The sequence below is a fragment of the Clostridium pasteurianum genome (genome assembly GCF_001705235.1).
Taxonomy (GTDB): Bacteria; Bacillota; Clostridia; order Clostridiales; family Clostridiaceae; genus Clostridium_S; species Clostridium_S pasteurianum_A.
The window spans coordinates 120,131-135,002 of sequence record NZ_MCGV01000002.1; the positions used below are offsets into that span (position 1 = coordinate 120,131).

Consider the following 14,872-nt stretch of genomic DNA (forward strand, 5'->3'; position numbering starts at 1 on the left):
CTAAGTAATAGTTATTCCTTTATTAATTTACTAAAAATTCCTTTAATAAACTCACAAATAAAATATACTATAAAAAATAATGGCAAAATCGAAAAGAATATATTATTAATATTCGAAAGAGAAGCTCTTATATTAAAGTTGCATATATCGTAAATAATTAAATGTATTTTTCTAATTAATTCTGTATAATTTTTTACTAAACTTATGCTCATTGAAATTCCCAAAATAAACATAATTAATGTTGAGGTTAAATATAACACACCATATATAAAATAGACTAAATCCTTACTATTTAATTTACTTTTATTGCTAATAAAATTAAGCTTATGTTCCTTAAAAATCATATGTATTGAATTTTTTACAAAGCTCACGGACTTCTCACTTACATTTATTAGTGCTAAAGAATCTGTTAATAACCAATAACCATCTAACTTTAAAAATGGCATGAAGTTTATTAAAGACATAAATACCACTGCCATTATTGATACCCTTATTGTATAGCTATTTGTAATAATGGCTAATAATGTCAATGGAACTACCATTATATTTTGAAAATACACCCCACCGATATCTGTTAATACTCTAGCCTTTTTACTTAATCTCCATGAGTTTGTCATGTCAACATATACTACTGGATTAAATAAGTACATACCTATTCCAATATCCCCAGATTCCACGTTATATTTTGAAGCCGCAGTAATATGCCCAAATTCGTGAGCTATTAGCGAAAAGTATAAAAAGCATAATATTCCTACTGAATTAGTTTCTTTTACATTTATCCTTAATGAACCATTCAGTATATCATTAACTAAATTATATCCAATACATATTGCAATTAAACTTACTGTTGTAATGAATACATTTTTCTGATAAAAAAACTTTAAGATATTATATAATTTCTTAAACTTACTTGAAGAAATCAGCGGTATATGAATCCACAACCTACTTTTGCTTTTTCTTACCGAATTGAAATTCATTCCCTCCAGCAGTGAATTTTTTATCAATATGTCATTAACAAACTTAATAAAGTCTGAGTGTTCAAACATTATATTTTTAGAATGAAGTTCATTAATTATTTCTTTACCAGTTTTTTTTCCATCAAAGCAATCCATTATTTCTTTTGCTAATGGAGATACTTTCATATGATGTTCCTCACCAAATGACAGTATATATACTTTCTTGCCACCTGATTCCTTTTCAATTCTTTCCTGATAGCTTTTGATTTTCAAAAAGTCATATTCCATAATTATACTCCATATTTCTCTAATATCTTATCTTTTATAGAATCTATATAGACTTGTAATGTTTTCTCAATATCACTGCAAACAGCGCAGTCTATATCATTATTTACGTCAATAGCTTCTACTGGACATCCTCCTCCACATATAAATCTAAATTTACATTCTCTACATTTTGGTATTCTAAATACATCTCTTTCAAACCATAATTTCGTCATATGCTCATCGAAATAAATGCCTTTTTCATCAAATGTTCCTATGTCACTTTTACATTTTCCAGCTATCAGTAAACATGTACTTATTCTACCATTAGGTGTAAAAATGATACTAGTTCCAGATGTAGCCTCACAATAGTTCACTTTCCAGGGTTTCATTTTAACATCTAAGTTAAGAAATGTATCCAAATAATTTATTACAGGAGATACTATCCTTTTAATTACCGCATTTGATTTGCCTAAATCAGGACAAAGTTCATTTATCTTAGTAAGTAATTCACTTTCTTTAAATGTTGTATCATTTTTACTAAAGTCCAATACTGGTGATACATATGTAATGATATTCTTAGCTTCATTCCATTTTTTATCTTTAATTAGATTTATCAATTTGTATAATGATTTTATATTTTCCTTATCTATATTTATCCTAAGAGCTGCACAAATATTTAATTTAACCAATTCATCTATACTGTCACATATTTCATCAAATGAGCCTGTACCATCAGCTCTAATACGTCTTTTGTCATGTATTTCTTTATTTCCATCCAATGTAATTTGTATTTTTATAATTTTAGAGTACTTTGATAGCAACCCTTCGTAAAATTTAATTGTTGTTCCATTGGTAATTATTTTCACTTCAACTCCTAAATCACTTGAAAATTGTAGTATCCTTTTAACAACTTCATAATTGGTTTTTAAGAGTGGTTCTCCTCCAAAAAGAGAAATGGAAGTTTTTCCTGTTTTTTTTCTTGCTTGATTGTCTGCTTTTCTATTTTCATTTACTACTTCTTTTATGTAATTTAATATAGTAGTAAGCTGCCCATCTGACATAACCTGAAACTCTTTATGTAAATCATTCGTTTCAAAACAATATGTACATCTTAAATTACATCCCATAGTTGGACATATAGTAAAGCTATTGTTTTTTGTAAGCATTTCTAATTTATTATTTAAAATTCTGTATTTATTTATTGTATTATTTTCTTCATCAACATCATTATATAAGTATCCACGTGATTTTAAAGTATTTATTAAATCTTTGTCATCACTATTACTTTCATATGTACCATTCTTTATCATTTCAATCTTCTTCTTTGTTTCATTATCTATTATATCGAATGCACCCGACATAGTATTAATTACTAAAGTATTATTATCATTTAAAGAATACTTTAGTATGTTCTTCGTTAAAATCACTTTTATTTCCCCCTTATTATAATTCTCTTGATAAAAATATTGCTAAAAATAAAAAAGCAGAAGAATTGTATTTTGAAAGACCTTAATTTCCAAAATACAACTAAATATATTATCACTTATTCTTCTGCTATCTTTGTTATAATGCACTTTAGCATGAACTTTTTAATAAAAATAGAAATAATTCATCTCAAATACCATACTTCACAACTAGCTTGTCCTATTTAGTATTAAGAGTGAAGCAATTAAAGAAAGTGAAGCAATCAAAACAATTGAAGCACTCAAAGCAATAAGTTGAAGCATATTCTTCTCTTTTTTCAAGTTCTTCAACTGATAATTCTGTCCATAAATCTTTTTTGCTATTTAATGATTTCATATTTATCACCTCCTTCTATTTTAAATTTTATCCATGTAAATAATTGATATTACTAGGCTGATCGACTTTGAAAATGCATCACTGAGGTTACCCATATTATCTTCCATATCATTAACCTATGCCATATTCCCCTTAAGTGTGCTTATTCCATATGCAAGTTGATTCATACCACTTTTAACTGTATTATTATCTCATAGAATAGGTTTTATGTAAATATGTGTAACAGTTTCTATTTAAATAAAGTAAAACTATTTATTACATATTAATTAAAACAAATGTATATATGTAAATATTTTTTGTTAATTGAAAAGTGAGGCTGTCGCATTAAAAATTAATAATTCGTAGTTTAAAAATAAAGCGACACAAGTTGGGGGGGTTTCGTCATCTATCGAGATGAAAAAGGTTGTAATCAGCTAAAGCTGAAGTGTGGGATATTAACATTGCTACGTTCGTTAATAGGTGAGGGGTTTGCCTGTGGCGAAGGTTATTGATGTTTTTCTTCCGCTAACGCTCCCGAAAATCTAAAATTTAAATTAAAAGCTTTCCATAGTAAAACGGAGGAAAGGTATCTATAATCTTTTGCCGAAGGTGAAACCCATCACCTGCTGACGGGCGAAGCGATGTCAGCACCCCACACTTCGGTCGTGCCGACCTCAAACCTTTTAGTGGCATATTTTTTCCGCTAAAACCCCAAACTTAGGTAGCAATTTTTTTATTTAGTGCGACAGCCTCGTCTTTCAAATTATTTGATATAATTAACTTTGATTGATATTTGCTCTAAGCATATTAGGAAGCTTAATTATGTAAAATAATAAGCTATGCAAAGGAAACACCTTAGAATAGAAGATCGTCTTATAATTGAATATGGATTAGATCAAAATCGAATAAGTTGTATTAAAACAAATTTGTGTAATAGTAATTTCGGCAAGCAGTATAAGAAATGTAGACTTATAAACTGTTATAGGACTTGTAATGAATATTCTCTAAGATTAACCGTTACCCCTATGTTTGTAACTCTTGCAACACAATAACTACGTGTAAGAGTGAAAAGATATATTTAAAGCTAAAGTTGCAGTAAAGCAGCTGTAAAAGAAGCTATAGATAAATTATATGGTATATTAGGACATGAGGTAGTTAATTATGCAAAAATCAAGCAAACGGAAGTTGGTTTTTCATTTAACCAATTCCTCAATGTATGATAACTTTCCTAAAATTCCGTAGGCACGGAGGAATTTCTTCCTTGTCCTTTCCTTAAATGGCAGCAACAGTGATTTGGAACGATTTAAAATAATTCTAATAAATCTTGGTAAAAAAATCTTAAAATACTTAGAGTTTTCAATTTGTCTGAGCATCTTCTCAGCGAGTTATTGAAAACTCTTAGGATTTTAAGATTTTTTTACCTTAGATTTATAGAATTATTTTAATGTTCCAAATCACTGTTACTGCCATCCTATATTTTATGAATAACTTTCTTTTTCTTTATATTCATTAACAATCGAGGCTTGTTTGATATGATCCCATCAACATCCAAGCCTAGCATGTTATTAACGCCTGCTTTTCCATCAACAGTCCAAGCATATACTTTTCTATTTACAGCATGAATATCATTAACCAAATTCTTATTTAGTACATCATCTTCTATACTGTAGAAATCCACATTCATCGAACATAAACCACTTGTACGTCCACAAACAATAATGCCTGTTTGTATATTAGGATTTAGCCTTTTAACCTGTAATAGAATTCCATAGCTTACAGAATGAATTTTGCACTGATTGACATAGTTGTTATCCTCAATAATTTTAACTACTTTATTAGTAAGATCTTCTGTATTCCCATATGGTTTTATTTCTATTATTAAATTGAGCCTATTATTACATTTTTTTATTACTCTATCCAGTGTAGGAATCCTCACTACATCATTCCTGTGTAACGGCGGTGCTATATTTAATCTTTCAATTTGTTTATATGTGAGATGGTTAACGTCCGCACTTAAACCAGTAAGCCTTTTAAGGTTCTCGTCATGCATCAATACTACTTTTCCGTCTCTTGTCTCCTGGACATCAATTTCTGCATAATCCACTTTAGCTTTCATTGAATCTTCAAGAGCTCCTAGTGAATTTTCTTGTCCACCAAATCCCTGTCCCCTATGGGCAATTACCTTTGCTCTTCTAATTTCAGGTAATGTATTATATAAATAAATCTTTTCAGCTCTAATCTGTCTTAATCTATTTTTTCTTTTAATTTGCTCTGAAATACCCTTCTTTAAAACAATTTTAATAGGCCTACTATGGGGAATTCTATCATACTTACTGACTCTAGTTAGAAGAATTGGTATTCCAATCATAAAAATAAGACAAACTATACATAATTTTCTTTTCATTTTATTATTCCCCCTATTCACATCATTTCTTATAAGTTAAAACTATCTTATAATTTACAGCATCCTGATACTGCTTTTCAGTTATATAATCATATTCTCTCATTTTTTTTAATATTAAATTCCTTCTCATTATTGTATTATTTAAATGCTTTATAGGATTATAATACTCCGGACTATTAGGTATAGCAACTAATAAGCATATTTGAGAAATATTTAAATTTTTGCAATCCGTACTAAAATACTTCTCTGAAGCTGCTTCGATACCATATGCACCATTACTAAAATTAATATTGTTTATGTAGAACTCCAATATTTGATCTTTCGTAAACTTTTTTTCAAGATTAATTGCAATAAACATCTCTTCTATTTTTCTTTTGTAGTCTTTATCAAAATTCAAAAACACATTTCGTGCCAATTGCTGAGTAATAGTACTACCCCCTTGGGTTATCTTACCGCCATTTGCAAAGTATGAATATACAGCTCTAAGAACAGCTTGTATGCTTACGCCTCCATGTTTATAAAAACTTTTATCTTCAATAGAAACAAATGCATTCTTTACATTATCCGGAATCTCTTGAGATTGCAAGTATAATGATCTACCATTGTTCAAAGAATATGCATTATCTTTAAAGGTCTTATCCGAACAATTATTTACTTTCACACTAGCATTATGATACAAAGTCTTAACTGTTGAAGAATATTTAAAATAGACAATTGCGCTAAAAATTAAAATTAGTGCTAAAATCCATAACAGTAAACGTTTTATTATCCCGATTTTCTTAGCTTTTTTCCTAACCATTTTTGAAATCCTTTCTGCATTTATTCTTCTGTTTTTTTCTTACTCTTATTATAACAGGAAATAGTAATATTAAATATACCACGAATGTACCTAAAATTCTGCAGAAATAGAGCAATTTTTTCCATTATAAATTATAACTAATTTTGTTTTATATTTACATAAAATATATTTAATGCTATAATTATATAATAGTAACAAACAATTTTTACACTAGAGGGGCAGTGATATTTATGGGGGCTGATGGAATAATATCTGTAGCTGATAAACTTAAAAATTTAAGACAAAAGTACAACGTAAAGCAGGAAGAAGTATCTGGCAATGATGTGACTAGAAATTTAATAAGCCAAATAGAACATGGAAAAGCCAATCTCACTAAAAGTGTAGCTGAAACTGTAATAAAAAACTTAAAAAATATTTGTACTAAAAGACATATTAGGATTGATGAAACTGTAGAATATTTAATGGAAGATGAAAAATCACAGGCTGATAAAATGCTAGATAAGTATATAGCTGAACTTAAGGATTTAAGTTTTTATAAAGACGATAGCTTTACTTATAAGCTAAACCAAGTTGAAAATTTCATGGCTAATTGGGATTTATTAGATAAGAAAATTGCTATTTTTGAACTTGCTGGTGACTATTTTTTCAGAAATAATGATTTGTACAAAAGCTCACTGTATTATGAAAAGGCCAAAGCATTAATAAATAGTAACGTTCATAATGAAAAGCTAGTATCTATCTTCAGGAAACTATCAATGGTCTATTATTACATGAATAAATATGAGGAAGATATAAAATGTTGTGATTTTGCCTTAAAACGATTTCCTAACATGAGCAAGGAATACTATTCTATATTTATTTTTAATAGTTCTTTGTGCTATATAGAAATAAAAGAGTACAGAATAGCACTTTTGCAATTAAAAAAGATTGAAAGTATAGTTAAGGAAATAAATATGGATAAATATTATGAACTTTTAGAGCAAGAAGGTGTTTGTTTCCAATATCTTAAAGAATATGATAAAAGTTTAAGCATATTCAACCAAGTAATTAACTCTTTAAGCAAAGATAATCATGAATCATACATAATAGCATTATTTAATTTAGTAGATACCTACATTAAACTCGATAATGTTGATATGGCCAGAAAATATTTAAAGGACATTTCAGAAAATATTGATGGAATATCTCAATCCTCAAAACGTGTATCACAAATATATTGTGAAACAGCAAAATTATGTAAAAAGTTAAATGATCTAAAGCTCGCAAAAGCATATTTTTTAAAATCTTTAGATTATGCTAAATTATACAATCAATATAGTATAGCGAATAATACACTTTCTGATTTATTTGATATATATGTTATTGATGAAGATGATAAAAGAATTAACGAAATTAAAGACATATTTTTATCAGTTATAGGTAAAGGTGAAAAAATAAATTTGCAATTCATAAACAAGCTAATAGACTACTACTTAGATAAAAAAGACTATGAATCATTAAGAGAAATTCATAACTACATGAAATCATATGTGAGAGAACGTGGTTGTTGTGTTTCATAAAAAATACAAATTTAATATAAGACTATAAAACCATAAAAAATTTATAAATACATTAAATTATATATGAAAGGATATGATTATTGTGTTTTTTAAAAATCATAAATTAAGTATGAAAACTTTACTTTTATTTATTTTTATTGCAGGACTATATATGTCATTTGCAGGCTTTAGCACTATATCAGCTCTTCCAATTAGTGCTTGGTAACTATGATAACGTTATCTATATATTGTAACAAAAGGAGCTATTTGTTAATCATTGGCGCAATGGCTCCTTTTAACTATTAATTCTACCCTCCATTTAGTACCTTTTCTACTGTCCCCATCTGAATTTCATTTATCTTTCACTTTTAGTTATATTATAGTACTAAAATATAGCATTAGGGTTAGCCCTTATATTAATATATAATATTAATAATTAATACTAACCCTGTTTAATACATTACATGCTTATAAATATCTTTCCATATTAAATTAATCAAATAGTACTTTCATTACTTGAATAACATATTAATTTAATTTAAAATTAATTTGGCAACTCAAATATAAAATCTTAAATTAATAAAAACATATAATGAAAGAGAGTGAGTATAATGAGTTATAGTGCATGGTCAGAAATAAAAACAAGAAATGGATTTGCAGCAGATGAAATAATATCATCTTTACAAAAATCCATTAGAAGATCAAAGGTTGAAGAAGCCTGTGAATTTGCATATGAACTGTATATAAGTTCTCCTCAATTACTTGATAAACTATGGAGACGTTTACTTACAATATCAGTTGAAGATATAGGATTTGGCAACTTAAATGCTTCAATTTATGTTAATGCAATGAACGAAATGAGAAAAAACTTCCCATATGATGATGGTGACCAACCTATATATTTCATTCATGCTATTCGTATATTATGTGAAAGCACTAAGGATAGGTCAAGTGATTATTTAAAAAATATAATAATCAAAGGATTTGCTATGGGTAAAAAACCTGTTATACCTGATGTTGCTTTAGATAAGCACACAAAACGTGGAAAAGAAATGGGCCGCGGCTCAAAACACTTCTTCGAAGAAGCAACTAAAGTAATTCCTCAGCTAGAAGTAGATAACGATTACAGGGAAAGGTATGGCAAAATTTTAGAAACTTATAATCCTGAAAACAATGTAGATACAGCTTTTACTTACTCAAAAGATCAATTTTAGTTAGATTCTGTTGACAATTTAAATAATTGATTTTATACTTTAATAGTCAATTAAATACCAAAACCTTTTAGGATGTGGATTTTTTTAGATGAATTCTATTTTCGCCACACAATTGTTTATAAACAATTGTGTGGCTTTTTATGTTTAAAGAAAGGGGTAATACTTTTGAAAAATTGGTATTATGCATTATTAGTTTTTTTAGGCGGCTGCTGCTATGGAATATTATCAACCTTTGTTAAGCTCGCCTATTCAGCAGGTTTCTCATCACCAGAAGTAACAAGTGCAGAGTATTTTTTTGGGACACTACTTATTTATGGTGTTGTTATATTCACAAAAAAAGAGAAATTAACCATAAAACAAATTTTAAAGCTACTATTAGCCGGGGTTCCATTCGGCTTAACAGGTTTATTTTATTATCAATCATTAAAGACACTTAATGCTTCAATGGCAATAATTTTTTTATTTCAATTTGTATGGATTGGAACACTTTTCGATTGGATATTCAATAAGAAAAAACCTACAAAGAAAAAGCTTATTTCAATATTCATTTTAGTAGTAGGTTCAATTTTGGCTGCAAATGTGCTTACACATCAAGGAGCTGCTATTTCTGTAAAGGGAATAATCTTTGGACTGCTTGCTTCTTTATCATATTCAACTTCTATGTTCTTTAGTAGTTCAGTTGAAAATGATATTCCACCGGTATTAAAAAGTGCTCTTTTATCTACTGGCTCTTTAATAGTTGTTTGTGCACTGTTTCCACCAACGTTTTTATTTCACTTTTCAGTATTAAAAGGATTAACTCCTTATGGATTAATTCTCGGTTTATTTGGAGTAGCTCTTCCTCCACTTTTATTTTCAATTGGACTACCTCACATTGGACCAAGCCTTGGCAGCATACTGTCTGCTTCTGAGCTTCCTGTGGCGGTTACCATGTCTGTACTGGTTTTGTCAGAGCATATAAGTATACCTCAATTAATTGGAATAATACTTATATTAGTGGGAATTATAAGCTGCAATATAAGGTCTAGAAAAAACAATGCAGATTCCACGGACACACCAAAAAGTGCTGCCGTATAAAGAATATTGAATTTCAAATTTCACTAGACCTATATTTACTGCACACAAGATTCAATTGGCTAATTTAAAAGCTTAATTTAAAAATTCAATAACACCAAGAAGTATTAAGAGTATTCCTGAAAATAATGGTGAATACTTGCCAAAGAATTGACCAAGTACGTGATTTCCTACACTTTCACCAAATTTAATTGTAAGGATACTCAGTATAAATGTAGCTGCAACTGTAACTGTTATATTAACTCCAGTTATACTTGCAGCTACTCCAGTACCTATATTGTTAAAGGTTAACCCGAAGGCTGCTAGAAGTGCCTCTTTAAGGCTAATATCTCCCGATCTATCTAAATCCGATTTCTCGGCATATTCAATCATCTCAGAAGTATTTTTTAGAGCAATTTCCTTTGAATTCTTATCATTTATGAGCTTTCTTATACTTTGAATTACAAAATACACACCTAAAATAGTAATAGCTCCAGCACCCAATACATTAGCTATAAAATGTGGCAAAAAGTGCGATATATATTTTCCTATTGACATGGACAAAAATGTTCCCACAGATGTAACAACGGCTATAATAAGATTTGCTGCCATATTTATTTTTATTTTTTTAATGCCATATGCAATTCCTATAACTACATTATCTAAATTAGAAGCTAAACTAAATAATATTGCAGATATAACTAGTCCCATATATATTCTCCATTTTTATTAGTCTCAATTTAATATATGGGTTATAAAATCATACTTTGATTAAATTCTTTTAGGTTTTTCACACATTTTAGTTTTTATAGGTTTTAAATCAGTAAAAGTATTGTATATCAGGTATCCATGATATTTTTATCATATTGAAAAGCAGCAACTTTTACTATTGAATTGCCACATTTATTCGTAAAGTGGAAAAAAAATAGCGATTTATGGCGTTGAATGTAGAACTCTTTGTATGATAATATTAATGACGTAATAGGGATAGATGCATAATAAACAGTTTATTAGAGCAAGGATGGGTAGAATATGAAGGATGACAATTTAAATTATATTTTAGAGATTCTTACACAAGAATCAGACTACACTACTGTTCATTATATAGCAAAAAAATTAAATGTATCTAAAAAAACCGTTTACAATTATATTAATTCTGATGAAATGAAAACGCTTTTAAAAAAATGTTCCATTGAAAAAAAACAAAATAAAGGAATTAAGATAATTGGCTCAGAAGAAGATATTTTAGAAGTTAAAAGAGTTTTAGAATTATCAAATCCAAATAAAAATGTATTTAATGATGATTGTACATCTTGTATATTGAGAATCCTTTTTACTAGTAAAGATCCATACATTACAAAAACATTCTCTAAAGAACTTCATAAAAGTCAGACAAGCATAATTAATGAACTTGATAAAATTTCCGCATATTTAGAAAAAATGAATATACATTTAATCAAAAAAAAGAATTTTGGAATTACCATATGTGGTGACGAAAGGACTATAAGAGAAGCGTTTAAGGAATTATGCATCAATACTATTTTTTCAGACAAGGATACTAAAAAGACAAAAAATATCTATGATACTAGGCTAACAGAAGAAATGTATACAAAAATTCAAACTATCTTTAATGAGCTGAATATAAAAAGTATTATAAGATGTATAAATTTATCAGAAAATGTGCTAAACAACAAGTTTACAGAAAATGATTTTTACACTTTACTTATTAAATTAAGCATACTGGTATCAAGGATAAAAATCGGTAAAAAAATTATAAATAATAATGCTTACTTAAAAAACATCAATGAATTTCTAGCAGCACAAATTATATCAATTAATTTAGAGCAAAACTTTAAAATTAAAATTAGTACAGATGAAATATATGAAATTACAACATATATCCTATCATCTAGAAATCAAAAGGATAACATAAATTATGAGGACATAAAATCAAAAAATACGGTAATGGTTAAGAAATTCATAGTAAGTATCAGCAATTATTTAGGAATTAATTTTATTGATGATAATGAATTATTTAAAAATTTATTACTTCACTTAAAACCAGCCATTAGAAGGATAAAATTTGGACTTAAATCTGACAATCCACTACTCGATAGAATTAAGTATGAATACACAGGAGTTTATAGTGTTGTTTTGACATCCATAGATGAACTTGAAAAAGAATGCGGTATATACTTTGATGCCAATGAAATAGGTTATATATGCTTGCATGTAGTAGCTGCCGCTAATAGAATACATCAAGGAAGATACTTAAAAACTTGCTTAATATGCGATGGAGGAATAACTATATCAAAATACCTTGAAAGCGTTATCAAAAAAGAAATTAAAGAAATTAATATTATTAAAACATTAACAAGTGATTCAATAAATAAAGAAACTTTCAGTGATTTTGATTTAATTTTAGATTCAACCAATGCATTAACAATAGACAGCAAAAACTCAATAAAAATAAATGAATTTATAGAGATTAATGAAATCAATAAAATTAAAGATTGGATACTAAATAAACAACTAAACTTATCTAATTCCCATATGGGAATAGATTTTTTAAAAAAGAATGTCTTTATATTTAAAGAAAATATGAAAACACGAAAAGAAGTTTTAGATAAATTTGGAAAGTATCTTGAAAGTATCAAGTATGTAAAAAATGGCTATACTAAAAGTTTATTTGACCGTGAGGAAAAAACACCAACTTCGGTTGGAAGATTAATTGCAGTACCCCATGGATCAAAGGATTTAGTTAATATACAATCATTAATCATAATAAAACTATTAAAACCAATTCCTTGGGGAGATCAAGAAGTTGACATGGTTATGTTACTATCATTAAATTTCGATAATAATGACCAGACTAAATACTTTTTCAAAAAACTGTATGAAATTATTTCTGATGAAAATTTGTTAAGTAAGCTTAAAAAAGTAGAAAATTTAAATGAATTAGAAATTTTATTTAGAGAGTGAGGCAATAACATGAACATAAAAGAAATCATAAAAAAGGAAAATATTTTACTCCACATAGATGCAAATTCAAAAATAGAAGCTTTTAATCTATTAGCTGAATCATTAGAAAAAACAGGAGTTGTTACAAATAAAGATTTATATGTACAGGATGTTTTAGAAAGAGAAAAAGAGTTTAGTACAGGAATAGGATTTGGATTTGCCATTCCTCATGCAAAATCAAAATATGTAACTAAAGCTTCTGTGGCTGTTGGAAGACTAAAAAAATCCATTAAATACGATTCAATAGACGATGAGCCAATAAACTTTATGTTTATGATTGCGGTTCCAATACAAAATAATGATGAGCATTTAAAAATACTTAGTACACTTTCAAGAAAATTTATTGATGAAGATTTTAGGAACGCTTTAGAAAAAGCAACTACTAAAGATGAGATTATGTCAACATTAGAATTAATCTAATTAAATATATTTTAATTTTATAAGGGGGAATTATAATGAAAAAAATAGTAGCTATATCAGCATGTCCTACGGGTGTTGCTCATACTTATATGGCCGCAGCAGCACTGGAAAAAAGTGCAAAGGAATTGGGTATTCAAATAAAAGTAGAAACCCAAGGTGCTTCCGAGCCTGAAAACGTTTTAACTCAAAAAGATATATCAGAAGCAGATTTAGTTTTAATTGCGGCTGCTAAAAAAGTAGACTTAAGCAGGTTTGAAGGTAAAAAACTAGTAGAAGTTTCAATTAATAAAGTAGTTAGAGATGCCAAGGCAGTTCTTGAAGAAGTAATTAATAAGGAGGACGTATCAATTTTTGAACTGGCAGCCGAACATAAGAAGAAGAAAAAAGCTCAGCAGGTTGGAGTATACAAACATTTAATGACAGGTGTTTACACAATGCTTCCATTTGTTATAGCAGGAGGTATTTTAATAGCTTTAAGCTTCGCCTTTGGTATACACGCAAGTGATCCAAAAGATCCAAGTTATAATATAATAGCTGGAGCTTTAAATAAAATTGGAGGCGATGTTGCTTTTGGATTAATGGTACCTGTTTTAGCTGCTGGAATTGCATATTCTATAGCTGGCAAGGAAGGTATTGTATCCGGTATGGTTGCCGGTATGCTTGCTAAACTTCTTGGAGCAGGTTTTCTTGGAGGATTAGTTGGAGGACTATTTGCAGGATACTTAACAGCTTTTCTCATTAAAAATGTTAAACTTCCTAAAGCAGTAGCATCTCTGAAAACTCTTATAATAATTCCTTTATTAAGTGTTTTTATTACAGGCTTTGTAATGATATTTGTTGTAGGTACTCCAGTAAAATACTGCTTAGATTCACTAACTTATTTCTTAAAGGGACTTGGCACAACCAATGGAGCATTATTTGGAGCTGTATGTGGTCTTATGATGGCAGCAGATATGGGAGGTCCTTTAAACAAAGCAATTTCAACCTTCTGCATTGGATTAATGTCAACAGGAATATATGCGCCGATTGCTGCTTGTATGGTGGCAGGAATGACTCCTCCACTTGGACTTGCATTAGCAACGATATTATTTAAAGATAAATTTACTGATGAAGAAAAAGAAGCCGGTAAATCATGCTGGATACTTGGATTATCATATATAACAGAAGGTGCAATACCTTTTGCAGTAGCAGATCCACTTCGCGTTATTCCATCCTTAATGCTTGGCTCAGGTGTTGCAGGTGCAATTTCATTAGGCTTTAATTGTACTTCACTTGCACCTCATGGTGGAATTTGGATAGCCCCTATTCCTAATGTAATAGGAAACCTCCCAATGTATATAGTTGCTCTAGTTTCAGGTACACTTGTAACATGTTTTTGTGTTGGTCTATTAAAAAAGAAAAAAATTACTGTGGAGGAATAA

At 28.7% G+C, this 14,872-nt stretch carries 12 protein-coding genes; 6 read left to right on the forward strand and 6 right to left on the reverse strand.

The features are described from left to right. Window positions 1-11: 11 nt before the first annotated feature. From BEE63_RS20725 to BEE63_RS20740, 5 genes are all read right to left on the reverse strand, one after another. The gene (locus BEE63_RS20725) at window positions 12-1,244 is read right to left on the reverse strand and encodes a hypothetical protein (protein ID WP_066023404.1); all 1,233 of its coding nucleotides are present in this window, start codon (window positions 1,242-1,244) and stop codon (window positions 12-14) included. A 2-nt stretch (window positions 1,245-1,246) separates the two neighbouring features. Continuing rightward, window positions 1,247-2,650, reverse strand: a complete 1,404-nt coding sequence (locus tag BEE63_RS20730; protein ID WP_066023405.1) for a radical SAM/SPASM domain-containing protein — start codon at window positions 2,648-2,650, stop codon at window positions 1,247-1,249. 217 nt (window positions 2,651-2,867) lie between these two features. Continuing rightward, window positions 2,868-3,023, reverse strand: a complete 156-nt coding sequence (locus BEE63_RS21900) for a hypothetical protein (RefSeq protein WP_157797079.1) — start codon at window positions 3,021-3,023, stop codon at window positions 2,868-2,870. Between the two features lie 1,450 nt (window positions 3,024-4,473). Then, on the reverse strand, window positions 4,474-5,406 hold the full coding sequence (locus BEE63_RS20735) for a glycerophosphodiester phosphodiesterase family protein (RefSeq protein WP_066023406.1): 933 nt from the start codon (window positions 5,404-5,406) through the stop codon (window positions 4,474-4,476). 22 nt (window positions 5,407-5,428) lie between these two features. Beyond that, window positions 5,429-6,205 carry a transglycosylase domain-containing protein gene (locus BEE63_RS20740; RefSeq protein ID WP_066023407.1) on the reverse strand — a complete coding sequence of 259 codons (777 nt, stop codon included), beginning with the start codon at window positions 6,203-6,205 and terminating at the stop codon, window positions 5,429-5,431. 230 nt (window positions 6,206-6,435) lie between these two features. Between BEE63_RS20740 and BEE63_RS20745 the strand changes: the two genes are divergently transcribed. The 3 genes from BEE63_RS20745 (at window position 6,436) to BEE63_RS20755 (ending at window position 10,034) form a co-directional block, all read left to right on the forward strand. Beyond that, window positions 6,436-7,764 (forward strand): helix-turn-helix transcriptional regulator, encoded by a 1,329-nt coding sequence (locus BEE63_RS20745; RefSeq protein ID WP_066023408.1) that lies wholly within the window; start codon window positions 6,436-6,438, stop codon window positions 7,762-7,764. 590 nt (window positions 7,765-8,354) lie between these two features. Then, window positions 8,355-8,957 (forward strand): hypothetical protein, encoded by a 603-nt coding sequence (locus BEE63_RS20750; RefSeq protein ID WP_066023409.1) that lies wholly within the window; start codon window positions 8,355-8,357, stop codon window positions 8,955-8,957. A 165-nt stretch (window positions 8,958-9,122) separates the two neighbouring features. Then, on the forward strand, window positions 9,123-10,034 hold the full coding sequence (locus BEE63_RS20755; RefSeq protein WP_066023410.1) for an EamA family transporter: 912 nt from the start codon (window positions 9,123-9,125) through the stop codon (window positions 10,032-10,034). 72 nt (window positions 10,035-10,106) lie between these two features. On the opposite strand, the gene BEE63_RS20760 is transcribed toward BEE63_RS20755, so the two are convergent. Continuing rightward, window positions 10,107-10,721 carry a manganese efflux pump gene (locus BEE63_RS20760; protein WP_066023411.1) on the reverse strand — a complete coding sequence of 205 codons (615 nt, stop codon included), beginning with the start codon at window positions 10,719-10,721 and terminating at the stop codon, window positions 10,107-10,109. 321 nt (window positions 10,722-11,042) lie between these two features. On the opposite strand from BEE63_RS20760, the gene BEE63_RS20765 reads away from it, so the two are divergent. Genes BEE63_RS20765 through BEE63_RS20775 form a run of 3 tightly spaced genes read left to right on the forward strand, consistent with a single transcriptional unit; the run spans window position 11,043 to window position 14,872 of the window. Next, on the forward strand, window positions 11,043-12,992 hold the full coding sequence (locus BEE63_RS20765) for a BglG family transcription antiterminator (protein WP_066023412.1): 1,950 nt from the start codon (window positions 11,043-11,045) through the stop codon (window positions 12,990-12,992). A gap of 9 nt (window positions 12,993-13,001) precedes the next feature. Further along, window positions 13,002-13,451, forward strand: coding sequence for a PTS sugar transporter subunit IIA (locus BEE63_RS20770; protein ID WP_066023413.1), 450 nt, complete (start codon window positions 13,002-13,004; stop codon window positions 13,449-13,451). Window positions 13,452-13,486: 35 nt separating this feature from the next. Beyond that, a complete protein-coding gene (locus BEE63_RS20775; RefSeq protein WP_066023414.1) occupies window positions 13,487-14,872 on the forward strand; it encodes a PTS fructose transporter subunit IIC in 1,386 nt (461 codons plus the stop codon).

What these genes read in the sequence shown, in the direction of transcription:
- BEE63_RS20725 (WP_066023404.1), bottom strand. Translation starts at nt 1,244, where the DNA reads ATGGAATATGACTTTTTGAAAATCAAAAGCTATCAGGAAAGAATTGAA.
- BEE63_RS21900 (WP_157797079.1), bottom strand. Translation starts at nt 3,023, where the DNA reads ATGAAATCATTAAATAGCAAAAAAGATTTATGGACAGAATTATCAGTT.
- BEE63_RS20735 (WP_066023406.1), bottom strand. Translation starts at nt 5,406, where the DNA reads ATGAAAAGAAAATTATGTATAGTTTGTCTTATTTTTATGATTGGAATA.
- BEE63_RS20740 (WP_066023407.1), bottom strand. Translation starts at nt 6,205, where the DNA reads ATGGTTAGGAAAAAAGCTAAGAAAATCGGGATAATAAAACGTTTACTG.
- BEE63_RS20745 (WP_066023408.1), top strand. Translation starts at nt 6,436, where the DNA reads ATGGGGGCTGATGGAATAATATCTGTAGCTGATAAACTTAAAAATTTA.
- BEE63_RS20750 (WP_066023409.1), top strand. Translation starts at nt 8,355, where the DNA reads ATGAGTTATAGTGCATGGTCAGAAATAAAAACAAGAAATGGATTTGCA.
- BEE63_RS20760 (WP_066023411.1), bottom strand. Translation starts at nt 10,721, where the DNA reads ATGGGACTAGTTATATCTGCAATATTATTTAGTTTAGCTTCTAATTTA.
- BEE63_RS20765 (WP_066023412.1), top strand. Translation starts at nt 11,043, where the DNA reads ATGAAGGATGACAATTTAAATTATATTTTAGAGATTCTTACACAAGAA.
- BEE63_RS20770 (WP_066023413.1), top strand. Translation starts at nt 13,002, where the DNA reads ATGAACATAAAAGAAATCATAAAAAAGGAAAATATTTTACTCCACATA.
- BEE63_RS20775 (WP_066023414.1), top strand. Translation starts at nt 13,487, where the DNA reads ATGAAAAAAATAGTAGCTATATCAGCATGTCCTACGGGTGTTGCTCAT.